The sequence below is a fragment of the Paenibacillus sp. MAHUQ-45 genome (genome assembly GCF_058133325.1).
Genome location: NZ_JBYUPV010000001.1, coordinates 90,285 through 116,944 on the forward strand (window position 1 = coordinate 90,285; position 26,660 = coordinate 116,944).

Below are 26,660 nucleotides of genomic sequence, written 5' to 3' on the forward strand. Positions count from 1 at the left end.
GAAACAACTGTTTCTATAATCGAAACGGTTGGATGATCCAGGGGGATGCAAATGAGCGAAATAATACTAGATGGAGAGAATTTGAAGATTGAAGACATTGTTAATATTTCTAGAAATCATGCACAGGTCCGAATCGCTGAATCCAGTAGAAAAGAAATTATTAAAGTCAGAGAATACATAGAGAAGAATTGGATCAGAAGTGATGCACCCCCGATCTACGGTTTTAATACTGGCGTGGGAAAATTGAAAGATTTCAATATTTCGGTTGAAGATAATGATTTGTTCCAAAGAAATATTATTTTGTCGCATTGTGGGGGCGTTGGTGACCCTGCATCAGAAGAAGTAGTTAGAGCGACCATGGCGGTAAGATTAAATGCTTTTTGTCAGGGCGTGTCGGGGCTCAGAATTGAAGTGGTGGACAGGCTGATCGAAATGCTGAATAAAGGGGTACACCCTGTAATTCCCGTGCAAGGCTCTGTTGGAGCTTGCGGCGATCTGGCGCCATTGGCACATATGGCCTCTGTTCTCATCGGGTATGATGCTGCTGAAGCTTACTATGAAGGTGAGATTTTACCTGCTCCAGAAGCTTTAAAAAGAGCGGGCATCTATCCGATCAAATTCGAGCTGAAAGCAAAGGATGCACTCGCGCTCATTAATGGAACGACGATGTTTGCAGGAATGGCTGTGCTTAATTATTTCGATGCTGCCAAGCTGGTTAAAGAAGCAGAAGCTTCTGCCTCGTTAAGTATTGAGGCTATGCGTGGAGAATTGGCGGCATTTGATGAGAGAATCCATCTTGTCAGACGGCAAAAAGGGCAAATTGATAGTGCCAGCAATATTAGAAGACTTGTCAGAGATAGTGAGCGTACAACGGAAGATGCAAGGAAGGTTCATCTTAAGCACGATGTTCTGCATCCAGAATATCAGCCGCGCGTTCAAGATTTATATTCCATTCGCTGTCTGCCACAAGTCCATGGTTCATGTAGGGATAATCTGAACTATGTTAGAAAAATTCTGGAGCGGGAAATCAATGCGGCTACAGACAATCCACTTGTGTTTTGGAATGAACAAGGCGAGCTTGATTTCTTAAGCGGAGGGAATTTTCATGGTGAGCCGATTGCCTTTGCCATGGATATTCTAGCTATGAGTCTAGCGGAAATCGGGAATATTTCGGAACGCAGAATTTTTGCACTATGTGATTCAACGCTTAACTACGGCTTGCCTCCAATGCTTGCGGGAGAACCAGCGGGCTTGAATTGCGGATACCCTGTTATCTCATGTGCAGCTGCAGCGATCGCTTCCGAGAATAAAACATTATGTTTTCCTGCCAGCGTAGATACCCTGTCTACGAAAAGCAATCAGGAGGATCATGTAAGTATGGCCCCTTGGGCATGTAGAAAGACAAAGCAAATCATCGATAATCTTCCCAAGATTATTGGGATCGAATATTTGCTCGCCTCAAGAGCCATCTATATCACAAGAGATGTACTGGGTGATTTTAAACTAGGGGCAGGCACGCAAATCGCATATGACGTATTACTAGATGCCATTCCGTTCACAGACAATGATACATACATGCCGTCGCTTTCTAAAGGAGCTATAAAACTAGCTGAATCTGGTGAGATTGTGAAAAAAATCGAAGCCGCAATTGGAGATTTAATTTAGTGGATTCATGTTTTAAAAACATACAATTAAAGGGAGTGGATTTTTTATGAAAAAGAAAGTTCTCAAACAATGGATGCTTATTAGCTTAGTAGGGGCGTTAGTGGTGCTATTATCGGCTTGCGGAAATAAAAACGATGATACCCAGGATGCACTGGCTGCTATAAAGGCTAAGGGGAAAATCGTAGTTGGTAACAATGCTGTGTTCGCTCCATTTGGATTCCATGCCATCGTTGACGGTGAAGATCAGAGAGTTGGCTTTGATATTGACTTAGCTAAAGAAATTGCCAAGGATATCGGAGTGGAAGTGGAGTTCAAACAACTAGATCTGGATGCATTGATTCCAGCCCTCAAAGCTGGCCAGACGGACATCCTAATTTCAGCTTTATCGGCAACAGAAGAAAGAAAGAAACAGGTAGATTTCTCGGATATTTATTATCTGTCCCAAGATATTGCGTTGATTCAAGCTTCGGACAAGGACAAATATAAAAGCCTGGACGATCTAAAAGGAAAGAGAATCGGCGTGCAGCTGAACTCTACGGAGCAAACGCTAATGCAAGCTCAATTCCCGAATGAGAATCTTGTTCTGATGGACAACATGAATACGCTAAACCTTGCTCTAAAAGCTAAGCAGGTTGATGTTGTTATTAGTGAAGGTCTTGTTGCAAAAGTTGCTGTAGCTGCCAATCCCGAGCTTGCGATTGCTGATGGAATCGTTATCGATGATTCTGCTTTAAACAGCGCTGGAGTTGGAGTTGTCGTCAAAAAGAATGAAGATGCTTTGCGTGAATCTATCAACAAAACCATTAAACGACTTCAGGATTCTGGAGATCTTGATAAATATATTCAAGCCGCTTCCGAATTGGCCGCAAAAAATCAGAAAAATGAATAGAGAGTCCGAATTAAATATGCCTGGATAAGGTTTACGTGTATAAAGAGGAGGCATATCATTGCTTGATTTTAGTTCTCTAGATCGCTATATCCCTAAATTTCTTGAAGGTTTAAAAGTTACCATAGGCTTATCAATAGCAACTGTTATTTTAGCTACGATTTTAGGCTTTATCATCTATTTCATGAAAGCATCCAAGTCCGGCATAGGGAGATTTAAACCTATAAGCGCGTTCGCTGTGGTTTTTATCGAGCTGATGCGAGGAACTCCACTGTTATTGCAGATATTGCTTGTTTTTTCGGGTGGTAAAATGCTGCTGGGTATCGATATCTCAGCCTTTCAGTCGGCGGTTATTGCCATTACCTTAAACGCCAGCGCATTTATAGCTGAGATTGTCAGAGCAGGTATTGAGGCTGTGGATAAAGGGCAAATGGAAGCGGCAAGAAGCTTGGGCATGTCTCGTAGCTTGGCTATGAGACTTGTCATTATGCCACAGGCCATCAAAAATATTTTACCGGCTATAGGGAATGAGTTTGTGAATATCATCAAGGCTTCTTCAATGGCCTCCGTAATTGGCGTTGGAGAATTGACATTAGCAGCCAAGATTGTGCAGGGAGCCACCTATCTTGCTCTTGAACCGTTAATCATTTCGGCCGTGTTTTATCTTATCCTAACGTTCTCATTGGGTAGGTTGATGAGCTGGATCGAAAGGAGATTTAAGAGCAGTGATATACGTTAAAGAACTGTATAAAAACTTTGGCAAGACCCCTGTATTATCGGGCATCAATCAACATTTTAAAAAAGGGGAAGTAACGGTTATTATTGGTCCCTCCGGTTCGGGCAAATCCACCTTGCTGAGATGCTTGAATCTACTGGAAACCCCCACCTCTGGATCAATTATTTTCGATGGTCAGGATATTACGGATAAAAAGGCAGATATCAATAAGATCAGGCAGAGAATGGGCATGGTATTCCAACAATTTAACCTCTTCCCCCACAATAACGTTATCAATAATATTATGCTCGCACCTATTCATGTTAAGCGGATGTCTCAACAGGATATTTATAAACGTGGGTTAGAGCTGTTAAGCCGGGTGGGTTTGTCCAATAAGGAAAAGGATTATCCGGCTTCTCTCTCAGGGGGACAAAAGCAGCGTATTGCTATAGCCAGAGCCTTGGCGATGGAGCCGGAAGTCCTGCTATTTGATGAACCTACATCTGCGCTTGACCCTGAAATGGTAGGGGAAGTACTGGACGTCATTAAAAATTTGATTAAAGAAGGGATGACAATGGTGATTGTCACCCATGAGATGGGGTTTGCCAGAGAAGTTGGCGACCGGATTCTATTTATGGATAGAGGGACCATTTTAGAAGAAGGCACTCCAGAGGAAGTATTCTCTAACCCTAAACATCAAAGAACAATAGAATTCCTATCGAAAGTTTTATAGTGATAAGGAGAATTTATGTCAGATAACGATACAGACCAACTGCAAACCCTGGATAAGGGATTAGAAGTTCTTATGAGACTGGTTGAACGGGATGGGGCATGGGGAGTAGCTGAACTTGCAACTGCTACCGGCTTCAATAAATCAACCACCTTCCGTATTCTTCGTACCCTTCAACGGCGAGGGTTCGCTTCCCAATTGCCGGATGGAAAGTATGAAGTTCGTGTGGAAATATTTCAATTCATTATGGACCGTCTGTCCGGGAGATTGAATTTCCAGCGGATTGCACGTGGCGAGTTAGAACGTCTGGCTCATGAAGTGAGAGAAACGGTTACTTTATCCATTATTTCTAATCGTCAGGTGAAATGTCTGGACAAAGTGGACAGTACAGCAGCCGTCCATGTTACACATCTGCTCGGGCGTTTGAGTCCAATTAATAAGGGATCATCAGGAAAGGCAATTCTTGCTTATCTTGATCAAGAAGAGCAGGAACGGTATATGGATTCCTCTGCGTCGAAGACATCTTCTGAATATGAAGCTGTGGATCGCCAAAAATTATTAAAAGAGCTTGAGATAACCCGTCGCATGGGATATTCGGAATCACACCAAGAACTGGACCAAGGTGTCAGTGCGGTAGCTGCTCCCATATTCGATCGCTTTGGCCGGGTAATCGGGAGCCTTACCGTTCTAGGTTTTACACAGGATTTCACACCTGATATTTGCATACAGTATGGATCAGCCGTTAGAAAAGCAGCTGCTACGATTTCAACGGTCCTCGGTCATTCCTTGACACCAAAACCAATTTGAAAGAAGATTGATATTTAAATATTTTAGATTTTTGCATGGAGGTTAAAAGGCATGAGCTATGATGTAATTATCATTGGTGCAGGTTCAATGGGAATGGCCGCGGGTTATTTTTTAGCCAAGAGTGGAAAGAAAACTTTGATATTAGACTCCTTTAACCCACCACATAACAAAGGGAGCCATCACGGGGAAACCAGAATTATCAGGCACGCTTATGCTGAGGGTGAAGAATATGTTCCTTTTGTTCTAAGAGCGCAAGAATTATGGACTGATCTTGAAAAGGCTACTGGGAAGGAATTGTTTCTTCAAACAGGGGTTCTGAATGTAGGTGAGGAAGGGTCTCATTTTATTCAAAATATTATCTCTAGTTCTGAAAAATATTCGTTGCCACTCGATATTATGGATGCTGAGCAAGTTCATCAGCGTTGGCCTGGCGTCACTTTACCCGGCGACTATGTCGGGTGTTTTGAACCAGCGTCAGGAATACTGAAAAGTGAGGAATGTATCCAAGCTTATAAAGAGCTCGCCGAATCGCATGGTGCTACAATCCTCACCAATAGTAGAGTTCAAGAAATTTCCATTCTAGATGACAGAGTATCCATTAAAACGGACGAAGAGACCTTTTTCTCGGATGCGTTAGTTGTTTCCGCAGGAGCATGGTCCGGAGAGCTACTCTCTACGATGCTCGATTTGGATCTTCCTCTTACCGCCGTGAGAAAGACATTTGCTTGGTTTGATGCTAATGAAGATATTTATAGTCATGAGCAGTTTCCAGCCTTTAACTTTGAGACTCCAGAAGGTATTTATTACGGTTTTCCAAGTACTGATGGTTGCGGCTTAAAGGTAGGTCGGCATGATGGCGGGGATGAAATAAATCCAGATGAATTGATGAAAGAGTTTGGTGAAGTAGCAGGCGATAAAGAAGATTTGCAGCTATTTTTGAATGGATATATTCCTGATATTCAACAATTAAAGTATGGAAAAACTTGCATGTATCCAATGATTCCTGATGAGAAATTTATTATTGATTTACATCCAAAGTATCCTAACGTTGCGATTGCTGCAGGGTTCTCAGGACATGGCTTTAAATTTAGCAGCGCAGTCGGACAAGCCTTGAGCAACCTGATTATTTCAGGTAAGAATGACATAGATATTTCTCAGTTCTCGCTTGCGGGTCGGATTTTGTAATGAATTTCATAAGACAGATATAATGTTAAATCTCAATAGAGTAAGTAGTAAAAAGGTGACTTCTGAATGAATCAGAGGTCATCTTTTTTGTTCTTGTACTACAAATCCGGCTAAGGAGTGATTTCCAAAATTTAAAAAGCGGCTTGACGAACGAAAAAGTTCAAGATATTATTGAGCAGTAAATTAGTAATTTAGTAAATTAGTAAATGAGAAGAGGGAGCAAGATGAAAATTCCTACAACGTTAAAGCATAAACCTGTAGTTGTAGTGGAGAATTATGAGAAGGTTGACGGCCGATTGGCCAGAAACACGGACGCACAGGGTCTTTCCCTGGGATTAGCTCAGTGGAATGATCGGGGTAAGGTCGATATTTCGGCTAAAGTTTGGAGATACACAGGAGAAAAGTGGTCAAGACAATCGGAAGAACTGCCTCTCCATCGTGTATTGGATTTGTCCATTTTAATCTGTCGGACCTTGGCTCATTTTCAAGAAGCATATCGCTTTGAGCATTTATATGATCCGAAGCAGCCGGTTCTCGATCGTATTGCCCTGCAAGGTGACGCTATGACCGTAGCGGTTGATGTGGACAATGAAATGATTAATAAAGATATTCAGCTGTTCAGTCAGGCACTCAGTGATGATGATGAAATGATCAGCGAGCGTCTGAGTGCGTTAGCCAAAATTTTAGAAGATATGGGGTATTAAAAATGTTTGCGAATCGCTATGTTCGAACGATTATCCTCTCCCGGGTGCTGCTGCAGCTGGGGATATGGGTCCGGAATTATGCGGTCCTGCTATATGTTTCCGAATTAACGCATAATAATCCGGTTGATATATCGCTAATTTCGGTTGCGGAATTTGCACCGATCTTTATATTTGGCTTGATTGGCGGAACCTTTGCCGACAGGTGGCGGCCGAAGAGAACCATGGTCTGGAGTGATTTGTTGTCTGGTTTGTCCGTTGGGGCTGTGCTGCTTGCGGTCATAAACGGCGGCTGGGTTGCCCTTCTGATCGGGTCCTTTGTTTCTGCCAGCTTATCGCAGTTTTCTCAGCCTTCGGCGATGAAACTATACAAGCGACATGTACCTGCTGATCAACTGCAGGGCGTGATGGCGATGTCTCAAACGTTGGTCGCTGTCTTTACAGTGCTGGGACCGGTCATCGGTACATTTATTTTTATTAAGTTTGGGATTAGCGTTTCTCTGATTTTGACGGCAGTGATGTTCCTTGGTTCTTCCTTCATCTTATCGACCCTTCCGCGTGATGAGGCGGAACCGAAATCAGAGAATACCGGCGGCTTTATCAAGGAGCTGACGGCTGGCCTGCGCTATATCAAGGACAATAAATCTTTAAGAACGCTGAGTATGACGTTCTCGGCAGTCGGTTTGGCTTCTGGATTGACTCAGCCGCTGCAAATCTTCCTGGTTATCGAGAATTTGGGGCGGGATAGACAATTTCTGCAATGGCTCGTGATGGCCAATGGGGCAGCCATGCTGGTAGGCGGAGCCGCCATCATCGCAATAGCCAAGAAATTTAAGCCACAGACATTGCTTTTAGTCGGTTTGCTTGTCAATGCTGTCTGTACGGTAGGAATGGGCGCGTCCAAGCAAATTTGGCTGACCATTGCCCTACTCGTAATCAGTGGTCTGTTCTACCCTTGTATCCAAGGCGGAATTCAGACGCTTCTTGTCCGGAACACAGAGGGAGCATTTATTGGTCGGGTATCGGGAACGATTATGCCGATTTTTATGGGGATGATGGTAGTCGGTATGTTCATCTCCGGTTATCTCAAGGATGCATTTTCCTTACTAGGGGTATTTGCGGCGAGTGGTGTATTTGTGATTATCGGTGCGCTTCTACTGCTCCCTATTGTTGTTAAGAAGAGTAGTAAGGCCGAAGCAGGCCGGACAGCATGACGGGTAGAAAGGAGAGATAATAATGCAAAAGCATGAAGAATATTATTTGTCACCTGAGCGACTATTGACGGATGCGGAAAAGATGCTGGTGTGGGAAAAGCCAATGTCTCATAAGCCAGGCGAAGAAGAACAGCGTATTAGCAATGAAGTGAAACGGAACTGGAATCGTGGTGAAATGAAAATTGCCAATATTCTCTTAGAAGGCGATGCTGGTTCTGGCAAAACCCAATTAGCCAAAGCATTATCCGCTAATTTTGGGCTACCCTACACAAAAGTAACCTGCTTTGCGGATATGGATAAATCGGATATTATCGGAGCTATTTTACCGGTGATTTCTTCTGAACAGTTGGAGAAGCTGGACCCTGTAGAGCAAAGCATATTGAAGGTTCTATATGAAAGCGATGGTTTTCAAAGCACGACTGAGATTTTAATGGAAGCATTGGGGCTAACACAGGAGCAGGCCGCTGTAAAGATGAAGCAATTGCTGAAGCTTGCTGCGGAGCAGAGTAACGGAGAAGCCGTGGAGTACCGTTTTTACCCATCAGAGATTGTCAGGGCGTATCAAAAAGGTTATCTTCTAGAAATACAGGAACCAAACGTAATTCGAGATGCAGCGGTACTCATGGCGTTAAACTCTGCTTTGGAACTGGACGGCAGTATTAATCTTCCTACTGAGATCATTCACAGACATCCCGACTTCATCGCGGTCATTACCACCAATCGTAGTTATGCTGGGGCGAGACCGCTAAATGAAGCGCTGCGGGACAGAGTTCAGCACTCGGAGAAAATGGATTTGCCAACGAAAGAAGTCATGGTTGAACGGGCAAAAGTCAAAACCGGCTATCAAGATGAGCAGGTCTTAAGCGTGTTGGCAGATACGATTATGATTTTGGATACAACCGCCCGAGCTAATGCCATCAAAGGTGTGGCCGGAATGCGTTCCTTCTTCTATTGGACAGATGCGGTTGCAGGCGGAGCCTCGGCCAAAGAATCCCTGTATCATAAGGTTATCTACAAAATAACCACCGATGCAGAGGAAATCAGGATTTTGGAAGAAGCCCTGCAAAAGCAAGATCTCATCACAAGCTTAGAGACCCTTACTACGAGTGGGCTAAAAAAAAACGAAAATCTAGCGATGATGCAGCCATAGAGATCAAGTTATGGGGGGATATAGGCGCCACTGATGTTGATCATGCGAACATTGAAGATGAAAAGGCGGTCGCGCTAAAAAAGTCTGCGGATAGTGAAGAGAACTCTTCCCGTGTATCCGATGACTCAACTAACATGAGAAGTACGGATACCGGAGAAGATGGCGCTCCGCAATACCATCAGGCCAATCCCGAACCGATGTCTGAAGAGGCGAAACAAAAAGAACGCAAATTCCGTAAAAAACTCAATCAGACCGCAAGAGCGATGGTGTCAGATTCCATTCATGAGTCGGTAAAACTCATTGTTCACCGTCCCGATTACGTTCAGGAACATCAAAAGGAATATGTTAGTCTAAGCAAGGAACTTATGCCGATTGTTCAGGAAATTGCCCGCAAGACTCTTCCACTTCTGGAACATGAGACATCTTCCGAGTTTGAACGTAATCGTTACTATGGCAGCAAGTTTCAAGCTGATAGCGTGGCGTATAAAGATTACAGGTATTTTGCCAAAAAAAGACCGCCAACGGAATCCCCTTCCCTTGTGGTTGGTCTAAGAGTGGATGAATCTGCATCGATGGCAGCGTTCGGGCGACTAGAGGCGGCCAAACGAGCAGTCATCGCGGTCTATGAGTTTTGCCAAATATGCAATATCCCTGTATTAATCTATGGCGATACGGCGAATGTGTCCAGGTTGGAGCAAATGTCGATCTTTGCCTATGCTGACTTTGATAAGCCAGATGCTAATGATCGCTACAGACTGATGCGGATTCAGGCTCGTAGTAATAATCGTGACGGTATGGCCCTGAGAATTATGGGCGAACGGTTAGCCGTTTCACCAGAGCAGACGAAGCTATTAATTAGCATTAGTGATGGGCAGCCCAAAGCAATGGAGAATTATACCGGAAGATATGCCACTTCAGACATGCAACAGACCATCGAGGAGTATGAACGGAAAGGCATTACTTTTCTGGCGGCCGCTATAGGTCAAGATAAGGATGTTATCAGTGAGATTTATGGTAACGAAAGATTTTTGGATATTACGAATTTACGTGAGCTTCCTGCGAAGCTAGTGCGGATTATTGCGCGGTATTTGTAAGTTTCGATAAATATTGATTATATAAGATAAGGAGAGAAAGATATGGATATGAAGAAGCGTAAGGAACTGCTTGAGGAATACAAGCAAATTAAGATTTATATGGGTGTTGCCCAAATCAAGAATAACATCAACGGCAAAATCTTCATCGACAGCTATCCCAACTTGAAAAACAAATGGTTTACTTTGCAGATGCAGCTGGATCAAGGACGATTCGCAAATGCCCAGTTGCAAAAGGATTGGAAGGAATTCGGAGCAGATGCATTCACTTATGAGGTGCTGCAGCAGAAGGAAAGCGATAAGATTACAGATATGCGGTGGGAACAGAAACAAATCTTGAAGCCGTGGCTAGAGAAGCTGCAGCCTTACGGTGACAAAGGATACAATAAACCTCCAAAGGAATAAATGATTTCATAGATATAATGAGGCTAGAAGCCCGTCAATTGAACAATTGGCGGGTTTTGTGATTCCATTGAAACCTGTCCAAAGACGGATTTGACTAACAGTGTAATTAGAGATAAGATGAAACCGTCATTTAGTAATTTAGTGAATAGGTAAACGGAATGAGGGAATGAAAGTGAAAATACCTACGTATTTAAAACATAAACCTGTTGTCGTGTCGGAGAATTATGAGAAGGTTGACGGCCGGATGGCCGGTAACACGGACGCGAAAGGTCTTTCCTTGGGACTAGCCCAGTGGAATGATAGAGGTAAGGTCGATATTTCAGCTAAAGTATGGAGATACACAGGAGAGAAATGGTCAAGACAATCCGAGGAACTGCCGCTTCATCGCGTGCTAGATCTATCCATTCTGATTTGTCGGTCATTGGAACATTTTCGTGAAGCCTATCGATATGAGAATTTATATGACCCAGAGCAGCCTGTTATCGACCGGGTAGGTCTGCAAGGGGATGCTATGACTGTGTCAGTATGTACGGACAATGAAAGAATTAATGAGGATATTAAACTGTTCAGCCAAGCGTTAAGTGATGACGATGAAATGATCGGCGAGCGTCTGCGAACGTTATCTAAGATATTGAAGGATATGGGTTATTAAACAAAAAAGTGGCAGTCATGAGGACAAAGGTATGCCCCCGTGACTGCCACTTTTTTATCAGATCATCACCGTTAATTTACAGACGCGATCCACCACTTGCATCAATTCGTTGACCGGTTACCCAGCGGCTGTCCGATGAGGCAAGAAAGGCGGCGATATCGGCGATATCTTCCGATTCTCCCCATCTGTTGAAGGTTGAGAGGCTAGCAGCAGACTTCTGTCCATTCGGATCTTGCAGTGTACCTGCATTCATCTCTGTATTAATAATGCCCGGCTGAATGGCATTCACTGTAATATGACGACTTCCAAGCTGCTGAGCCAAAACATGTGTAAATGTATCTATGGCACCCTTGGACACGCTGTAAGTGAACACACTAGGTGAGGCCACACGTGTAACAAACGATGAGATATTGATAATACGGCCTCCATCATTCAGGCGTGGCAAAGCTTGTTGGGTAACAAAAAGGGGTGCTTTGACATTAATGTTCATAACTTCGTCAAACGACTCTTCTGTTGCCTCTTCCAGCGTTAATATTTGACCGATTCCGGCGTTATTCACAAGAATATCAAACCGATTATCACCGGTCTGTTCCCTAAGAGCTTTATCCAAAGAAGCATATAAATTAGTAATGCCGTTAGATGTGCTTAGATCAGCTCCAATCGTAAAGGCGGTACCTCCACTTTGCTTGATTTCTTTCACGACATCTTCTGCTTCATTGCGTCTTGCCCCATAGTGTACAGCTACCGTGGCCCCCTCTTGTGCCAGACGTAACGCTATACCTCGACCAATCCCACGGCTTGCACCGGTTACTAGAGCGATTTTACCTTTTAAATTCATCCTGTTTCCATCTCCTTGTGTCGAATTCATGGTTAAGATTATCACAGGGAGAGGTTTGAAATGTTGCTCTCATATTCTACAACCCGCGAAGAAGATTGATAGTACAATCGATTGAAAAGGTTGATTTTATCAAGAAGATGTTTATAATATGTTTATGTAATTAAACGGATGAACGAAAGGGAGGGAGTGGTATGAGCCAAAATACTGAGCTTATTGTGGAACAATTTAAAGAATGTATTCCTTTGCTGGAAGTGCTGACAGATGAGAAGCGTCAAGCGATCATTTTACTGCTGGCACAGCATAAAATGGGGCTTAATGTTAACACTATTGCGGAGCATATCAATTTGTCCAGACCTGCCGTTTCCCATCATTTGAAGGTGTTGAAACAGTCTGGCTATGTTAGTTTTGAGAAAAAGAGTGTGGAAAATCACTATATACTGACTGTCCGCAAACCGCTTGAGCAGCTCAAATCATTAATTGAGGCCATTGAATCCCAGTGCAATCACCTTAATAATTAGTATTGATGCAAGAACGTTTTTTCTTGCACATTAGGTCCATATGTTTAAACTAATGATCATATACTGATAGCATAAATGAAGACCATGATCATTTTTATATAAAAAGTATTAAATCATAATTTGGGAGGTGCTTATTCAGCATAAAGCATAACTTAGGTGCCAAAACTACATTTTGACGCACAATACGTTTATATGTTTATATGTTTAAACTAATGAACTTAATAGAAGTGATAGAAGTGAAAGCTATGTTGATTGAGAAATACGGAAAAGATGTACCTTTATTGATGAAAGACCGCCCCATGCCTGAGATTGGAGAAGACGATGTACTGGTGGAAATTTACGCGGCCAGCTTGAATCCAATTGATTTTAAAGTAAAAGAGGGAAAAGCAAAGTTCCTGCTCAAGTATGATATGCCTTTAATCTTGGGCAATGATTTTGCAGGTGTGATCACTAAAGTTGGCGGCCGAGTGAAAGACTATAAACCCGGGGATGAAGTGTACGGGAGACCGCGCAAAGGCCGGATTGGAACATTAGCTGAGTATATAGCGGTTCATCAGGATGATATTTCATTAAAGCCGCGGAATCTAAACTTTGTCGAAGCAGCATCCATACCGTTGGTCGGACTTACGACATATCAAGCCTTTCACGATATTTTGAAGCTGCAAAAAGGACAGAAGATCTTGATCCACGCAGGGGCAGGCGGTGTAGGCACCTTCGCTATCCAGTTGGCTAAATTAATGGGCGCTGTTGTCGCCACCACGGCAAGTGATAAGGGATATGAATTGGTTAAATTGATGGGTGCTGATCACATTATTAATTATAAGAAAGAGAATTTTGAAGAGCTGCTTCATGGATATGATGCTGTGTATGATACCTTGGGCGGCGAAGCCTTGGAAAAATCATTTCAGATCCTGAAGCCACATGGAAAAATAGTCTCTGTCTCCGGCTTGCCCAACGCAAGATTTGGGAAGGAAGCACAGCTAGGCTGGTTGAAGACAACCATTTTATCCATCGCCAGTCATAAACTCACTGCACTCGAGAAGAAGACTGGGAGTAGTTATCATTTCCTTTTTATGAAACCGAGTGGTACGCAATTAAAGATCATTAAGGAATTTATTGAAGAAGGTCACATTAAGCCGGTGATTGATAAGGTGTTTGATTTCAAGAATGCTGCGCAAGCGCTGAAATATCTGGAGGGCGGAAGTGCCAAAGGAAAAGTTGTCGTTAAAATAAAGTGATGGTAAAGGGAGACTAATAATGAAACTGATTTTGAAATGGAAATGGCTTATTGTCGCGATTTGGGTTGCAGCTGCAGCCTTGCTGATTAATTATATGCCGGATATGGAGCAGCTTGTTCGTGAAAAGGGTCAGGCCAGTGTTCCTGAGAGGTACTCTTCCAAACAAGCAGAACGGCTGATTCGGGAGTTGAATGGACAATCAGAGAATGCGAATGAAATGTCAGTCGTCGCAGTTTTTTACAGTGAGGATAAGCTGAATACAGCGCAGATGGATCAGATTGAAACAGGCATCCAAGCGCTGGAGCAGCAGAAATTGGACTTAGGCATTCGTTCCATTCTGTCACCGGGCAATGAGGATATGAAGGAGCAGCTTCGCTCTAAAGACGGAACTACGGCTCTTGCTGTGGTTACAGTGGATATAGGCAACCGCTCCAAAGAAGAGATCAGAAATCTTCTGATGGACAAATTGGAGCAGGTAAAGGTGGAACATTATCTCACTGGATCAGAACTCATAATGGAGGATTTCGTCAAGACCACCCAAGCTGGTGTTAAAAAAACAGAAGGTGTTGCGGTCGTCTTCATTATTGTCGTCCTGATCTTAATCTTCCGTTCACCGGTGACCCCGATCATTTCACTTGTGACTGTAGGAATAACATTTCTAATCTCGTTAGGTACTGTAACTCAGTTGGTCGACAAGTTCAATTTTCCCTTCTCCGGCTTCACACAAATTTTTTTAATACTGGTCCTATTCGGAATTGGCACAGATTACATCATTCTATTATTTATGCGATTCAAAGAAGAGTTGTCCCGGCGTGAAACGACCTTGGATGCGATTATTCATACCTACAAAACCGCAGGCCGAACCGTATTGTATAGCGGGGTAGCGGTGTTGATCGGTTTTAGCAGCTTGGGACTGGCTGAATTCCAATTGTTCAAATCTGCATCAGCAGTCGGCATCGGTGTGGGAATCTTACTCTTGGCTTTGTTCACGATTGTACCGATATTTATGGGACTTCTGGGTCGCATAAGCTTCTGGCCATCCAAAGCAACCGGTGAGCATAACGGAAACAAGCTGATCTCTGGTATCACAGGATTTGCAGTAAAACGCCCAATCTGGGGGATTCTCATTACGATCGTGATTGCTGTGCCCATCTCTCTGTTCTATTCCGGGCATTTGAGCTACAACTCACTGGACGAGATTAAGGATTCATACCCGTCTGTGAAGGGAATTCATATTGTTTATGATCATTTTCCGGCGGGTCAGGCCTCGCCTACAACAGTGGTCATGAAGGCAGGAGAGTCCCTCGATTCGTCAGCGAATTTGGCTTTTATCGATAGCGTCACCGAGCAATTAACTTCTATTGATGGCGTAGATAAGGTATTTAGTGCGACCCGACCTCATGGGGAGAAAATTAAAGAACTATACACTAGTGATCAGTCCGCCTCGCTTAGCGAAGGTATTGGAAAAGCGAATGACGGAATTGGCACGATTAAGGATGGATTATCCGGCGCAGTGGATCAGCTGGCAACTGTTCCGCTGGATCAATTCAACAAAGTGAATGATTTGGTAACTGGAACAAAGAAGGTACAAGAGGGGATGAATCAGTCCATTGCAGCACTGAACAAGATTTCTGCTGGGTTGGACAAAGGAACGGTTGGCGCAGGAGAGTTGAAACAGGGCTTACACAATCTGAATGGGAATTTGGCGAAGCTGAATGAATCAACGGCCACGATAAGCTCCGGTCTCCCCAAGATTACAGAGGGGTATAACACACTCTACACACAGTATGACAATATCAAGAAGTCGCTGGATAGCATCATCGCAGTATCCAAAGGTATGAACGATACCATCGGCCGCTTGGAAGAGTCTAATGGAGATTTGAAGAACAGCGCTGACTTTTTAGTATTGAAGAGTACGTCAGCAGCGCTCAGTGAACAGTTAACAAAGCTAAGTCAAGGGATGAACCAGTTAAACCAACAGTTCAATGCAGTGAACGGTCAACTGGTTACTGTTAAGCAGGGCATGCAGCAAATTCAGCTTGGGCAGAAGAAGATCAGACAAGGCTCTGCACAGTTGGAGGACGGTGCTGCCAAACTTCAGGAAGGTCTTGCTCAAGGCAGTGCGGGGCAGAAACAGGTTACAAGCAAGATGCCTGCTCTAGCTGAAGGAATGAGTAGCATTGTACAGGGACAAGTGGAGTTAAATAAAGGACTGAGCAATTTAGCAAGCAACCTTCCTCAGCTGAAAAATGGGTTAGGGGATAGTGTAAAAGGATTAGAAAAGATTTCTGATGGGCTGACGAGTACGACTCGTTACTTGAACGAAGTTGTTCGAACAGGTTCCTCCGAGACCTTCTTTATTCCAGAACAAGTACGGACAGGAGCAACCTTCGCCAAGTCGTTGGATACGTATATGTCTCCAGACAGACATGAAGCCCAGTGGACGATACTTCTGAAGGAAGATCCTTATTCTTCCCATGCAATGGAGACAGTACAGCAAATCCAGGAAAGATTCGACCAATTGCTTCAGCAGTCGGAATTTGCCAAGGCTGAATATGGTATTGGGGGCATATCCGCGCAGAACCAGGATCTCAATACGATGTCTACGGGAGATTTTACGAAGACAGCAGTCATTATGCTCATTGGGATATTCATTTTCTTGATGATCATCACCCGGTCCTTTTGGATCCCGCTCGGGGCTATCATTTCGTTGGTACTGGCTTACCTTACAGCATTGGCAGCAACAGAGTGGATCTTTGGTACATTCACAACTCATAAAGATCTGACATGGACCATTCCGTTCTTCTCGTTCATTATGATCATCGCTTTGGGGGTAGACTATAGTATCTTCCTGATCATGCGCTATCTGGAGTACAAGGATTGGAATCCGCGGCAAGCGATCTATGAAGCCATGAAGCACACAGGTGGGGTAATCATCTCGGCGGTCTTTATTCTTTCAGGCACGTTTGCCGCTATGATTCCATCAGGTGTATTAACCTTGCTGCAGTTGGCTACAGCAGTCATTATTGCTTTGGCTTTACTGGCTCTGTTGCTATTGCCTCTGTTCTTACCAGCCTTTATTAGTCTTTCTACAGCATCATTTTTCAAGAAAAAGACTGATCATTAGAACTGGCTGAATTTTTTCGAGCCGCCGTATGGTAACCCGTATGGACGGTGGTGTGAGAGAGGACGGGAGCTTGCTGCTCCCTCCTGCTTGATTAGAATGGTGTAATTAAAGGCATTTTTGTACCCTAATTCGGATGCAACTCAAAAATGCTGTTAATTTGGAGTTGTGTGCCATTTCGTGATCCGGGAGGTGTTGAGGATGTTTATGCTTCCCAGAAAGCCTTTATCTCTTCAGCGATGGCTTCTTTAGCAAGTTCAAGGCATTGATCCATTGTTTTTGCGTAAACTCTCTTGTTGCCAACCATTACATAAGGGACAGCCCTGCACATATTGCACATCGTCAAACAATCCGTTCTCATGATGGCAACTTCGGGAAATTCGTCCTCCAAATCTTCCAGGGGAAGCGCAGCGATGGAATTCCGGGTACATACTTCAACAACAACAAGTCCTAATGACATAATAATCACCTACTGTAAGCTTTTTATTTAAAATTTTAAGTTTTCTGCGTTTGCTTTATTATCGCACATTTCTGCTTATTGATGTTCTTTTTTGATTTTCTCTAACTCAGCTTGTAATCTGGCATTCTCTTTCAATAACTCTGCGTTCTCTTCTGATAGTCTCTGTACATCCGGGATCTCTTTGCCCGATACCCAGCCAGACAAATCGTCTCTTCTTGCATACTCTGGGAGCAGGTCACGAATCACCATGTGAATGTGCGGTTCACTTTCAACATGAAATATAGGAACTTGTTCCATTACGGATTGTTTGAACGCTTGGAGCTCTGGATAATTTTCCATAACTACAAAGTCGTACGGTTTTTGTCTTAAGGCTTCATCTGTGAGGACAAAAGCAAACCTAGGTTTCCCCAGTTCTCCGGCATAATCATATTCCGAGTGCGTATAACTCAGGGATTCATCTGGAAGCAATGGACCATAGTACCCTCCGAGAATCAGGATAAAGATATCCGATTCCTGAATCCATTTCTTAGTCAATTCCGTTTTATTGTACTTAAAAATCAGTTCCATGCCCGCAGGGATGTGACCGGCTCTGAGTATAGCTTGCACAGCAGCTTGGCGTTCCTCAATCAGGTCGTTAAAAGTAGAGGAGATGAAGACTTGCAATTTTTTTCGCATAGGCCACCTATATTAATTAAATTTTAATATAAATGGTATCATCGGGTTACGCTATAGTGCAAATTCATCTCGAAGGTTTGTTCCACATGCTGGACACCCCACGCTTTGTTCTCACGTTCTCCAGTTTTTCTAAACCCTACTTTCTCATACATGGCAATCGCCGTCTTCTGGTCTTCCGTTGTCTCCAGGAATACTGTCTGATACTGCTTGTCCCGGCAATATTGCAGCGCCTCACCCAGTAGTTTCTTGCCAAGCCCAAATCCGCGATAATCCGGATGCAAAATAAACCATCTCAACTGAGCTTTCTCGGATGAGTGTCCGATAATTGCGATCGCGCCAACCAGTTCACCACCGGCTTCCGCCAGCCAAAACCGATCTTTATCTGGGTTATAGTGCTCCAAAAATTCATAGAATGTCTTGCACACATACCCTTCAAAGGAGTGGTTGTAGCCACATTCTTTGGCATAGACCCAGCCGTGCAATTGAATCAAGGTACCGATATCTCCCGGTCTAAGATCATGGCGGATATGAATGTCTGGTTTTGCTTTTACATCAGCTTCGTCTGACAGGGCTTGTTCGATTACGGTCATGCTCTTAGCTAGCGCTTGTTGCTCTTGATCGGGCAGCGTGCTGATCATCTGGTGAATCTGCTGCTCAGACCTGGTATTCAACTGGTGAAGGATATTTTTTCCTTGTTCGGTCAAATACAAGTAATAAGATCTTTTATCTTCCTCAGACGGCATCCGGTAGGTGAGATTCTCCCGCTCAAACCGTTTCAATATTCTGCTTAAGTACCCGGCATCCAGTCTCAGTCGATCAATAAGAATCTTGGCTGTACATTGTTCGTTATTCCCGATTTCATATAGAACACGTGCTTCAGACAACGAAAAATCGCTATCCAGTAAGTGCTGATCGAGTAATCCGAGGACATTCGTATAAAAACGGTTGAATTGCCGGATGATTGGAACTACTTGAAGTTGTTCAGACTGTTCAGACTGCATTGCAGGCTACCGCCTTTCATTATTGAGTAGATTCAATTTAAGATTTTTAGTTGACTTTGTCAAATAAATTTCAATGGTAATGTTATCACTTAATAATGCTACCTCTTAATTATGGAGAGGGATGATCCTAAATAGCTTCATTTACTTTATAAATATCATATGTTACTATGATCATAGGTTATCGATAACGAAATAAAACGATGAAGTCAATCTGCCTGTTCACTAGCAGAATGAACTCCAATTGAGGTGGAATTATCATGGATCAACAATCTTTATACAAAACGGAAGCAGGAAAAGCTGCTGTGTTGGATATATATCATCAACTGCTGGCCAAGCTCACGGTTCCTTATGAAGAAATGTATTTGAACACACCACACGGAAAAACGCATGTGATTGCAAGTGGAGCGGAATCGTCACCGCCGCTAATTCTTTTGCATGGCTCTGGTTCAAATGCCACGATGTGGGTAGGGGATATCGCACATTACTCCAAAAGCTATAGAGTATACGCCGTAGACATTCCTGGAGATCCCGGGAAAAGTGAGGATGTACAGCACCCTCTGAAGAGTCCGGCTTATTCTGAATGGATGGATGATGTTCTGCGCGCTTTACAGGTTGAAAAGGTAGCGTTGATCGGGATTTCTCTGGGGGCTTGGATGGCTGTCAATTATGCAGTGAAACATCCGGAGAAGGTGGAGAAGCTGGTGCTGATGTCGCCTTCCGGGATTGGCCCGCAGCGAGTCTCTTTCCTGTTCAGAGCGATGCCGTTCTTGCTAATGGGAGAGAAGGGAAGAGATAAGGTTTCTCGTCTCGTTAATGGCATTGTGGAGCTTCCGGAACAGTCCATGCAGAATACGAAGATTATCGCCCGCCATTTTCGCTTTCGGTCAGAGACGGTGCCGATTTTTACAGATCAAGAGCTTAGCCGGTTGACCATGCCTGTCCTATTAATTGCTGGCGCCAAGGATGTCATGCTCCACTCGCACAAGACCGCAGCACGGCTGTCCAGCCTGCTGCCTCATGCCAACATTCAACTGTTGCCGGAATACGGTCATGTTCTGATCAAACAGACCCCTCGTATATTGCCATTTCTAATGGACAATTCGAAATGAGATAACAGAAGCCAATAAACTAAAGAAGAGCAGAAGCACCTATCAGGAAAGGGATAGAAGCCTCTGCTCTTTTATTCAACAATTATACTTTTTTAACAATTTTCAATTAATCAACATGGAAGGTAGAAGTATTCTCCTTCAGAATGACATCATGGGCGCCGCCTTCTACGAGACTTGTTGCGGATACAAGGGTGATTCGTGCTTTCTCCTGTAGTTCGTGAATAGACAAGGCGCCACAATTACAGAAGGTCGATTTGATAATCCCCAGCGATTTGTCCAGGTTCTCGCGCAGACTTCCGGCGTAAGGCACATAAGAATCTACACCTTCTTCGAACAATAGTGTAGCTTTGCCGCCGGTATCGTATCTCTCCCAATTGCGTGCCCGGTTGGAGCCTTCGCCCCAGTATTCTTTAACGAAATTGCCGCCAATTTTCACCTTTTTCGTAGGGCTTTCATCAAAACGGGCAAAATATCTGCCCAGCATGATGAAGTCTGCGCCCATAGCAAGGGCAAGCGTAATATGATAATCATGCACAATTCCGCCATCCGAGCAGATTGGTACATAAATACCAGTCTCCTCGTAATACTCGTCTCTAGCCTTGGCAACTTCCTGCACCGCAGAGGCTTGTCCCCGTCCGATGCCTTTTTGTTCGCGTGTGATACAGATAGAGCCGCCGCCAATACCTACTTTGATGAAATCAGCACCAGCTTCAACCAAGTAACGGAATCCTTCGCGGTCGACCACGTTGCCGGCGCCGATCACAACATCAAAGTTCTCTTTCACATATTGAACCGTCTCTGCCTGCCATTCTGTATAGCCGTCCGATGAGTCTACTACCAGCGCATCTACGCCAGCTTCCACCAATGCGGGAACCCGCTCTTTATAGTCACGAGAATTAATCCCTGCGCCGACAATATAGCTTTTTTCACTGTCCAGCAGCTCATTAGGAAATTCTTTGTTTCGGTCATAGTCCTTACGGAATACAAGATGAACCAGTTTTTGCTCGCCATCAATGAGAGGCAATGAATTGAGCTTATGTTCCCAGATCAGGTCATTGGCTTCCTTCAAAGTCATGCCGGCTTGACCACAGATCAGGGATTCAAATGGGGTCATGAATTCACTTACCGGCTTGTCCAGCGAATCGCGGGAAATCCGATAATCTCTTCCGGTCACGATCCCTAATAATTTTCCGGTAGCTGATCCATCTTCGGTTATAGCAACAGTGGAGTGGCCATGCTTCTCCTTTAGTTCCAGTACATCTTTGAGCGTATGCTGGGGTGTGAGGTTGGAACGGCTGACCACAAGTCCTGCTTTGTACGCTTTAACCTTCCGGACCATTTCAACTTGGCTGCTGATGGACTGGGAGCCGAATAAGAAAGAAATCCCGCCATTTTGTGCCAGGGCAACCGCTAACCGGTTATCGGATACGGACTGCATAACAGCAGAAGAGAACGGGACTTTTAACTGCAGGCGTGACTTCTCCCCGCGTTTGAACTTAGCAATAGGCGTCGTTAAATCAACCTTGTCAGGTGTACAGCTTTTGGTAGTCAAATTCGGGACAAGCAAATACTCACTAAACGTACGCGAAGGTTCTGAATAATAATAAGCCACCTGTTAAATCCCCTCTCTGATTGCAAAAGTAAATTCATTTCTTCATTAAAATTTGAAAGTATTATACTTATCATAATTACAGATGTCAAACGAAAAATGAAATGACGCAGGCTTAGGAAATAAGAATTGACAGATATGATAAGTGAAATATATTATGATCATAATATTTTAGAGAGGGGGATTATACACAAATAGAATGGATTCCAGGAAATCAGGCAACTACTTAAGATAAATAAACACTAAAGGAGCTTACTATAATGGATATTTCACAACAAGTCGCACTGGTCAGTGGCGCCAACCGGGGTCTGGGTAAGAAACTGGCGCTGGAGCTGCTGGATAGAGGAGCCAAAGTATACGCAGGTGCCCGTAATCTGGACACAATCGATTTCCCTGGAGTTATCCCGGTTCAGCTTGATATCACCAACCCAGAGTCAGTGGCTGCTGCAGCCAAAACGGCAGGGGATGTGACACTGCTGATCAATAACGCAGGGATCTCCACAAAAACGGATCTACTGACGGGGTCACTCGAAGATATTAATCTGGAATTCAACACGCATTTCTTCGGCAACCTCTCGATGATTCGCGCCTTTGCACCGGTTATTGAACAGAATGGCGGCGGTACAATCCTGAATATTCTATCGGTATTGTCCTGGTTCAGTATTGGTGCTGACGGTGCGTATTCCTCAGCGAAATCTGCCGAGTGGGGATTGACGAATGCCCTGCGTTTGAAATTGACGGAGAAGAACATTAGAGTGGCCGGCCTGCACGTCGGTTTTATGGATACGGACATGACGGCTGGGATTAATGCCCCGAAGGCAGATCCGCAAGATGTTGCGAGAATGGCTATTGATGGAATTGCCTCCGATCTTTATGAAATCATCGCCGATGATATTAGCAAGCAGGTCAAAGCAGGACTCTCTGGCGACATTTCGGCGCTCTACTCGCAATTACGTAAATGAGGTTTGTCTTCAGAAGAAGCATCACGGGATAGTCTAAAGGTATAATTCCGTAACAGCTTGCGCTCTTTTTTAGAACGATAAGTCTCGAATTATTATGTGTGTTGTCACAAGTTGAAATCAAAAACTGCGCCCAATGTTAGAGCGAACTAACAACACGGACGCAGTTTTTATTTATAGGAAGTTACTTGACCTGTTTAATAAAACTTGAGGCTGCATGAGTTAACGGCATGTTACGCATCGTCATGATGCCCACATGAGAAGGGGGGAGTGTAATATCCAATTGGATTTCGAAAAGAGAGCCTTCCTCCAGCTCTTTCGCTACAAATTCTCTGGTTACATACGAAATGCCGAGTCCTCTGCGCGCAAATTCAATGAGTAGATCCACACTGCCTACCTCAATCTCAGGCTTCAGCGTATATCCATAGTTCTGAAATAACTCCGTAATCGCCATCCGTGCCCGACTATTGCGCGAGAAGAGAATCACGGGATATTGCAGCAATACTTCTAAGGATAGAACGACATCTTTTAAAATGGTATATTGCGGGCCAGCGACAAAGCAATCTTGCAGCTGAATGGTCTCTCTGGCTTCAAGCTGGGGGTCGAGAATCGGCAGACGAACTACACCAAGGTCGATGGTACCTTCTTTTAGGAACGTCATGATCTCCGGTGTGGTACCGTGGTTCAGATGCAGCTTGATCCCTGGATAGTTCTTATGGAAGTCTTCCAGGTAAGGGAGCAAATAATGCTTGAATAAGGAATCGCTCCCGCCGATTCGCAGTTCGCCGTTGTCTAGATTTTTTAGTGCGGCCATCTTCTCTTCAGCCATGGAGATCAGAATCTGCGACTGTTCAATATAGGAATATAGAATCGTGCCTTCTTGAGTAAGAGCGACACCTTTCGAGTTACGGTAAAAAAGAGTGATTCCAAAGTTCTGCTCAAGCTGCTTAATGGCATGACTGACGCTAGGTTGGGTGAGATACAATGCCTTGGCTGCTTGCGTCAAACTTCCGGTCTTGGCGGCCCAATAAAAAACCTTATATAACTCATAATTATTAGTCATAGATGGTGTTTATAGCTCCTGTGAAATTTATTAATTACATGTATAGCTCCTAAAAGTATTATAGTGGAACTATAGAAGAGAAACCACTGCGTAAAAGTTGTCAGAAGACTAGAGTGCAGTTACGGCTCCATGAACATATCCGAGATATGTAGTGGCGCTATTGGAAGGAGAGATGATATGGATTCACATACACTTGTTTTATTTGGAGCAACGGGTGATTTAGCCAAGAGAAAAATATACCCGGCCCTTTTTAATTTATTTATCGATCATAAGCTGGCCTTGCCGTTATCGGTCATTGGTCTGGGAAGAAGAGAATGGTCGGATGAGACCTTTAAACGCAATGTCGAGCAGTCCCTGCGTGAGTTTTCCAGAAGAGCTCCTCAAGATGAAGCGGCTTTACAGGCTTTCCTTGAGGCCTTTCGTTACTGCACACTGGATATCGGCAAAAAAGAGGATTATCAAAAGCTGCTGAAGTTAATCGAGCATCGTGAAGAAGAGCTTGGTCTTGAGCCGAATCGTCTCTTTTATCTGTCGGTTGGACCAGAATATTTTGAGACGATTGCTGCCCAAATTCAGGACAACGGCCTCGGTTCGGAGCAAGGCTGGAAGCGTCTTATCATTGAGAAGCCATTTGGCCATGACTTGCCCTCTGCAAGAGTGCTGAATGAGAAATTAAGCGTTGCTTTTGCCGAATCCGAAATCTTCAGAATCGATCATTACCTCGGCAAGCCGGTTGTGCAAAAGCTCGAAGCGCTGCATCAAGCAAGTCCTGAGATTAAGGCGCTGTGGAGCAACCGTAAAGTAGCCAATGTGCAGATTACGGCTAGTGAAACGGTGGGTGTTGAAGAGAGATCAGGTTACTACGATCATGTCGGTGCGGTTCGGGATATGTTCCAGAATCACATGCTGCAACTTCTCATGATGATTGCCATTCATCTTCCGGATAAGGTGAGCGCTGATGAGGTAACTGAGGTACATCTGCACAAGAAACGGCTAATGAAATCTCTGGAGCCGCTGCACAAGCATAATGCTGCTGCTAGCATCATTCGGGGGCAATATAAGGAAGGCAGCATCCAAGGCAAGCCGGTGGTGGGCTATACGTCAGAGCCAGGCATTACAGCCGAATCTATGAATGATACTTTCATTGCAGCGAGATTGCAGATTAATGATAGCGACTGGCAGGGAGTACCTTTCTACATCCGCACTGGTAAACGAATGATCGACAAATCTACGAGAATCGTAGTGGAGTTCAAGGAAGAGTCTGGGCAATTCGGCTCAACTCATGAGAAGAGTAAAGCTCCGAACCTGCTGGTACTGGAAATGAGTCCTGGTGAGGGCATTACACTGCAATTTAAAGGCCCTAACTTTGAAGGTGCAGAGAAGCTTAACCCGATTAACGTAGATTTGCCAGAAGGACGCGGAGATGGCCGCGAAGCCTATGAAAATCTGATCCGCGATGCCTTGCAAGGCGATTCTACCTTCTTCGCTCATTGGGATGAAGTTGAATTGTCCTGGGAGTGGGTACAGCCGATTCTTGATGCTTATGCAGAGAACATGGTCCCTCTTCAATTGTATGCCGCAGGCAGCTGCGGACCGGCTGAATCCGATGCCTTGCTAGCCAAGGATGGGTTCCATTGGTGGTTCGATGATATTGCGAAGCAAGAGCTTGCGGCACAGAAAGAGAAAGTGGTACAGCAAGAGAAGACGCTGGTTTAACTTACGCTCAGGTTTAAGGTACTCTCAACATTCAAGGATTGAACAAGGCACGGCTCGTTCACAGTCCCGGTCACAGTCCCGATCTCGGTCACATTTTCGGTCTAGCTGCCGATGGCCCCTTATCGGCGAAAATAGCAATAGCAACTAAGGGCATTTTCGTACCTTATATTTCTTGTTTTTAGGAAAAATAAGCAAATAAGAGCATTATTGTAGCTTATTTTGTGGAAAATACCCAACAAGGGCCGAATTCGGAAGATTTAACATACAAAAATGCGCTTAATTTTAAATCGACCCTCTTTTGCCTCAATTTAGGGAGCGAAAATGCCGTTATTTGCACTGCGGAGCAGCTTGAACGGAGCTTTTTCTCCATTTAAGAGCGATAGGAAAAACCCTTCGCACCCGTAGCATTTTTTCGAAGGAATTGAAACGGTTATACCGATTAAAAATAACAAACTACACCCAAAAACGGAGGTTATTCAAATGAAATTTTTTATCGATACAGCAAATGTGGAAGATATCAAAAAGGCCTATAAAGTTGGAGTTCTTTCTGGTGTAACGACTAATCCTTCGTTGGTAGCCAAAGAAGGCGTGAAGTTCGAAGATCGTATCGCTGAGATCCTGCGTGCTGTGCCTGAGGTGGAATCGGTATCTGCGGAAGTCACTCCTGATGCGGTAACTGCTGAGGAAATGATCGCGCAAGCGAACGAACTCATCAAGATCAACAACAATGATAAGAACATTACGATTAAGCTGCCAATGACGCTTGAAGGACTGGAAGCTTGTCGTTACCTTTCCAAAAAAGGTGTGAAAACTAACGTTACTCTAATCTTCACCGTAAACCAGGCGCTGCTCGCTGCCCGTGCAGGTGCGACTTATGTATCGCCGTTCCTGGGCCGCTTGGATGACATCTCTGAAGATGGCGTACAATTGATCGTGAAGATTGCCGAATTGTTCCGCATTCATCAGTTGGATGCCCAAATTATTGCCGCTTCCGTACGTCACCCGGACCACGTTACTCGTGTAGCGATGGCCGGCGCACATATTGCCACCATTCCATTTTCCGTTATTGAACAGCTGTCCAAACACCCGCTGACCGATCAAGGTCTGGAGAAATTCGCTGCGGACTGGAAGAAATCTGTTCAATAAAAA

General features: G+C 44.2%; 25 protein-coding genes. 19 read left to right on the forward strand and 6 right to left on the reverse strand.

Annotation, left to right across the window (positions count from 1 at the left end; genetic code table 11):
* Positions 1 to 51 precede the first annotated feature (51 nt).
* The 12 genes from hutH to AC3Y23_RS00480 all read left to right on the forward strand — a co-directional run bounded on the left by hutH (position 52) and on the right by AC3Y23_RS00480 (position 11,201).
* Positions 52 to 1,665, forward strand: coding sequence for a histidine ammonia-lyase (gene hutH, locus AC3Y23_RS00425; protein WP_379194482.1), 1,614 nt, complete (start codon positions 52 to 54; stop codon positions 1,663 to 1,665).
* Positions 1,666 to 1,711: 46 nt separating this feature from the next.
* A complete protein-coding gene (locus AC3Y23_RS00430) occupies positions 1,712 to 2,554 on the forward strand; it encodes a transporter substrate-binding domain-containing protein (protein ID WP_379194484.1) in 843 nt (280 codons plus the stop codon).
* A gap of 58 nt (positions 2,555 to 2,612) precedes the next feature.
* The gene (locus AC3Y23_RS00435; protein WP_379194486.1) at positions 2,613 to 3,290 is read left to right on the forward strand and encodes an amino acid ABC transporter permease; all 678 of its coding nucleotides are present in this window, start codon (positions 2,613 to 2,615) and stop codon (positions 3,288 to 3,290) included.
* The gene (locus AC3Y23_RS00440) at positions 3,277 to 3,999 is read left to right on the forward strand and encodes an amino acid ABC transporter ATP-binding protein (RefSeq protein WP_379194488.1); all 723 of its coding nucleotides are present in this window, start codon (positions 3,277 to 3,279) and stop codon (positions 3,997 to 3,999) included. Before AC3Y23_RS00435 ends, AC3Y23_RS00440 begins: the two co-directional genes overlap by 14 nt.
* Before the next feature lie 15 nt (positions 4,000 to 4,014).
* Entirely contained in the window at positions 4,015 to 4,803 is a 789-nt protein-coding gene (locus AC3Y23_RS00445; protein WP_379194491.1) for an IclR family transcriptional regulator, read from the forward strand.
* Between the two features lie 51 nt (positions 4,804 to 4,854).
* The gene (solA, locus tag AC3Y23_RS00450; protein WP_379194493.1) at positions 4,855 to 5,988 is read left to right on the forward strand and encodes an N-methyl-L-tryptophan oxidase; all 1,134 of its coding nucleotides are present in this window, start codon (positions 4,855 to 4,857) and stop codon (positions 5,986 to 5,988) included.
* Positions 5,989 to 6,212: 224 nt separating this feature from the next.
* A complete protein-coding gene (locus AC3Y23_RS00455; protein ID WP_379194495.1) occupies positions 6,213 to 6,692 on the forward strand; it encodes a DUF6530 family protein in 480 nt (159 codons plus the stop codon).
* A 2-nt stretch (positions 6,693 to 6,694) separates the two neighbouring features.
* Positions 6,695 to 7,903 (forward strand): MFS transporter, encoded by a 1,209-nt coding sequence (locus AC3Y23_RS00460; RefSeq protein ID WP_379194497.1) that lies wholly within the window; start codon positions 6,695 to 6,697, stop codon positions 7,901 to 7,903.
* Positions 7,904 to 7,925: 22 nt separating this feature from the next.
* Complete coding sequence (locus AC3Y23_RS00465) at positions 7,926 to 9,053, forward strand: AAA family ATPase (protein WP_379194499.1); 1,128 nt, start codon at positions 7,926 to 7,928, stop codon at positions 9,051 to 9,053.
* Between the two features lie 134 nt (positions 9,054 to 9,187).
* Positions 9,188 to 10,147, forward strand: coding sequence for a vWA domain-containing protein (locus AC3Y23_RS00470; protein WP_379194501.1), 960 nt, complete (start codon positions 9,188 to 9,190; stop codon positions 10,145 to 10,147).
* 42 nt (positions 10,148 to 10,189) lie between these two features.
* Entirely contained in the window at positions 10,190 to 10,549 is a 360-nt protein-coding gene (locus AC3Y23_RS00475) for a GIY-YIG nuclease family protein (protein WP_379194503.1), read from the forward strand.
* A gap of 172 nt (positions 10,550 to 10,721) precedes the next feature.
* The gene (locus AC3Y23_RS00480) at positions 10,722 to 11,201 is read left to right on the forward strand and encodes a DUF6530 family protein (RefSeq protein ID WP_379194505.1); all 480 of its coding nucleotides are present in this window, start codon (positions 10,722 to 10,724) and stop codon (positions 11,199 to 11,201) included.
* 76 nt (positions 11,202 to 11,277) lie between these two features.
* On the opposite strand, the gene AC3Y23_RS00485 is transcribed toward AC3Y23_RS00480, so the two are convergent.
* Entirely contained in the window at positions 11,278 to 12,039 is a 762-nt protein-coding gene (locus AC3Y23_RS00485) for an SDR family oxidoreductase (RefSeq protein ID WP_379194507.1), read from the reverse strand.
* Between the two features lie 191 nt (positions 12,040 to 12,230).
* Between AC3Y23_RS00485 and AC3Y23_RS00490 the strand changes: the two genes are divergently transcribed.
* The 3 genes from AC3Y23_RS00490 to AC3Y23_RS00500 all read left to right on the forward strand — a co-directional run bounded on the left by AC3Y23_RS00490 (position 12,231) and on the right by AC3Y23_RS00500 (position 16,922).
* The gene (locus AC3Y23_RS00490) at positions 12,231 to 12,557 is read left to right on the forward strand and encodes an ArsR/SmtB family transcription factor (protein ID WP_379194509.1); all 327 of its coding nucleotides are present in this window, start codon (positions 12,231 to 12,233) and stop codon (positions 12,555 to 12,557) included.
* Between the two features lie 236 nt (positions 12,558 to 12,793).
* Positions 12,794 to 13,795 (forward strand): NADP-dependent oxidoreductase, encoded by a 1,002-nt coding sequence (locus tag AC3Y23_RS00495; RefSeq protein ID WP_379195717.1) that lies wholly within the window; start codon positions 12,794 to 12,796, stop codon positions 13,793 to 13,795.
* A 19-nt stretch (positions 13,796 to 13,814) separates the two neighbouring features.
* Positions 13,815 to 16,922 (forward strand): MMPL/RND family transporter, encoded by a 3,108-nt coding sequence (locus AC3Y23_RS00500; protein WP_379194511.1) that lies wholly within the window; start codon positions 13,815 to 13,817, stop codon positions 16,920 to 16,922.
* A gap of 202 nt (positions 16,923 to 17,124) precedes the next feature.
* Here the strand turns inward: AC3Y23_RS00500 and AC3Y23_RS00505 are convergent, their stop codons facing one another.
* The 3 genes from AC3Y23_RS00505 to AC3Y23_RS00515 all read right to left on the reverse strand — a co-directional run bounded on the left by AC3Y23_RS00505 (position 17,125) and on the right by AC3Y23_RS00515 (position 19,055).
* Positions 17,125 to 17,379 carry a DUF1450 domain-containing protein gene (locus AC3Y23_RS00505; RefSeq protein ID WP_379194513.1) on the reverse strand — a complete coding sequence of 85 codons (255 nt, stop codon included), beginning with the start codon at positions 17,377 to 17,379 and terminating at the stop codon, positions 17,125 to 17,127.
* 75 nt (positions 17,380 to 17,454) lie between these two features.
* Positions 17,455 to 18,054 (reverse strand): DUF4062 domain-containing protein, encoded by a 600-nt coding sequence (locus AC3Y23_RS00510; protein WP_379194515.1) that lies wholly within the window; start codon positions 18,052 to 18,054, stop codon positions 17,455 to 17,457.
* 38 nt (positions 18,055 to 18,092) lie between these two features.
* The gene (locus tag AC3Y23_RS00515; RefSeq protein ID WP_379194517.1) at positions 18,093 to 19,055 is read right to left on the reverse strand and encodes a bifunctional helix-turn-helix transcriptional regulator/GNAT family N-acetyltransferase; all 963 of its coding nucleotides are present in this window, start codon (positions 19,053 to 19,055) and stop codon (positions 18,093 to 18,095) included.
* 257 nt (positions 19,056 to 19,312) lie between these two features.
* On the opposite strand from AC3Y23_RS00515, the gene AC3Y23_RS00520 reads away from it, so the two are divergent.
* Positions 19,313 to 20,164: an alpha/beta fold hydrolase gene (locus AC3Y23_RS00520; protein ID WP_379194519.1), complete on the forward strand. Its 852-nt coding sequence runs from the start codon at positions 19,313 to 19,315 to the stop codon at positions 20,162 to 20,164.
* A 106-nt stretch (positions 20,165 to 20,270) separates the two neighbouring features.
* Here the strand turns inward: AC3Y23_RS00520 and AC3Y23_RS00525 are convergent, their stop codons facing one another.
* Entirely contained in the window at positions 20,271 to 21,776 is a 1,506-nt protein-coding gene (locus AC3Y23_RS00525; RefSeq protein WP_379194521.1) for an IMP dehydrogenase, read from the reverse strand.
* 257 nt (positions 21,777 to 22,033) lie between these two features.
* Here AC3Y23_RS00525 and AC3Y23_RS00530 point away from each other — a divergent pair, with 257 nt between their 5' ends.
* Positions 22,034 to 22,735 (forward strand): SDR family oxidoreductase, encoded by a 702-nt coding sequence (locus AC3Y23_RS00530; RefSeq protein ID WP_379194523.1) that lies wholly within the window; start codon positions 22,034 to 22,036, stop codon positions 22,733 to 22,735.
* 181 nt (positions 22,736 to 22,916) lie between these two features.
* Here the strand turns inward: AC3Y23_RS00530 and AC3Y23_RS00535 are convergent, their stop codons facing one another.
* A complete protein-coding gene (locus tag AC3Y23_RS00535; protein ID WP_379194525.1) occupies positions 22,917 to 23,795 on the reverse strand; it encodes a LysR family transcriptional regulator in 879 nt (292 codons plus the stop codon).
* 177 nt (positions 23,796 to 23,972) lie between these two features.
* On the opposite strand from AC3Y23_RS00535, the gene zwf reads away from it, so the two are divergent.
* Positions 23,973 to 25,511: a glucose-6-phosphate dehydrogenase gene (gene zwf, locus AC3Y23_RS00540; protein ID WP_379194527.1), complete on the forward strand. Its 1,539-nt coding sequence runs from the start codon at positions 23,973 to 23,975 to the stop codon at positions 25,509 to 25,511.
* Between the two features lie 480 nt (positions 25,512 to 25,991).
* Entirely contained in the window at positions 25,992 to 26,657 is a 666-nt protein-coding gene (gene fsa, locus AC3Y23_RS00545) for a fructose-6-phosphate aldolase (RefSeq protein ID WP_379194529.1), read from the forward strand.
* Positions 26,658 to 26,660: the final 3 nt, after the last annotated feature.

What these genes read in the sequence shown, in the direction of transcription:
- solA (WP_379194493.1), top strand. Translation starts at nt 4,855, where the DNA reads ATGAGCTATGATGTAATTATCATTGGTGCAGGTTCAATGGGAATGGCC.
- AC3Y23_RS00530 (WP_379194523.1), top strand. Translation starts at nt 22,034, where the DNA reads ATGGATATTTCACAACAAGTCGCACTGGTCAGTGGCGCCAACCGGGGT.
- AC3Y23_RS00520 (WP_379194519.1), top strand. Translation starts at nt 19,313, where the DNA reads ATGGATCAACAATCTTTATACAAAACGGAAGCAGGAAAAGCTGCTGTG.
- AC3Y23_RS00475 (WP_379194503.1), top strand. Translation starts at nt 10,190, where the DNA reads ATGGATATGAAGAAGCGTAAGGAACTGCTTGAGGAATACAAGCAAATT.
- AC3Y23_RS00445 (WP_379194491.1), top strand. Translation starts at nt 4,015, where the DNA reads ATGTCAGATAACGATACAGACCAACTGCAAACCCTGGATAAGGGATTA.
- AC3Y23_RS00430 (WP_379194484.1), top strand. Translation starts at nt 1,712, where the DNA reads ATGAAAAAGAAAGTTCTCAAACAATGGATGCTTATTAGCTTAGTAGGG.
- AC3Y23_RS00465 (WP_379194499.1), top strand. Translation starts at nt 7,926, where the DNA reads ATGCAAAAGCATGAAGAATATTATTTGTCACCTGAGCGACTATTGACG.
- AC3Y23_RS00505 (WP_379194513.1), bottom strand. Translation starts at nt 17,379, where the DNA reads ATGTCATTAGGACTTGTTGTTGTTGAAGTATGTACCCGGAATTCCATC.
- AC3Y23_RS00515 (WP_379194517.1), bottom strand. Translation starts at nt 19,055, where the DNA reads ATGCAGTCTGAACAGTCTGAACAACTTCAAGTAGTTCCAATCATCCGG.
- fsa (WP_379194529.1), top strand. Translation starts at nt 25,992, where the DNA reads ATGAAATTTTTTATCGATACAGCAAATGTGGAAGATATCAAAAAGGCC.
- AC3Y23_RS00490 (WP_379194509.1), top strand. Translation starts at nt 12,231, where the DNA reads ATGAGCCAAAATACTGAGCTTATTGTGGAACAATTTAAAGAATGTATT.
- hutH (WP_379194482.1), top strand. Translation starts at nt 52, where the DNA reads ATGAGCGAAATAATACTAGATGGAGAGAATTTGAAGATTGAAGACATT.
- AC3Y23_RS00500 (WP_379194511.1), top strand. Translation starts at nt 13,815, where the DNA reads ATGAAACTGATTTTGAAATGGAAATGGCTTATTGTCGCGATTTGGGTT.
- AC3Y23_RS00455 (WP_379194495.1), top strand. Translation starts at nt 6,213, where the DNA reads ATGAAAATTCCTACAACGTTAAAGCATAAACCTGTAGTTGTAGTGGAG.
- AC3Y23_RS00460 (WP_379194497.1), top strand. Translation starts at nt 6,695, where the DNA reads ATGTTTGCGAATCGCTATGTTCGAACGATTATCCTCTCCCGGGTGCTG.
- AC3Y23_RS00485 (WP_379194507.1), bottom strand. Translation starts at nt 12,039, where the DNA reads ATGAATTTAAAAGGTAAAATCGCTCTAGTAACCGGTGCAAGCCGTGGG.
- AC3Y23_RS00470 (WP_379194501.1), top strand. Translation starts at nt 9,188, where the DNA reads ATGAGAAGTACGGATACCGGAGAAGATGGCGCTCCGCAATACCATCAG.
- AC3Y23_RS00535 (WP_379194525.1), bottom strand. Translation starts at nt 23,795, where the DNA reads ATGACTAATAATTATGAGTTATATAAGGTTTTTTATTGGGCCGCCAAG.
- zwf (WP_379194527.1), top strand. Translation starts at nt 23,973, where the DNA reads ATGGATTCACATACACTTGTTTTATTTGGAGCAACGGGTGATTTAGCC.
- AC3Y23_RS00510 (WP_379194515.1), bottom strand. Translation starts at nt 18,054, where the DNA reads ATGCGAAAAAAATTGCAAGTCTTCATCTCCTCTACTTTTAACGACCTG.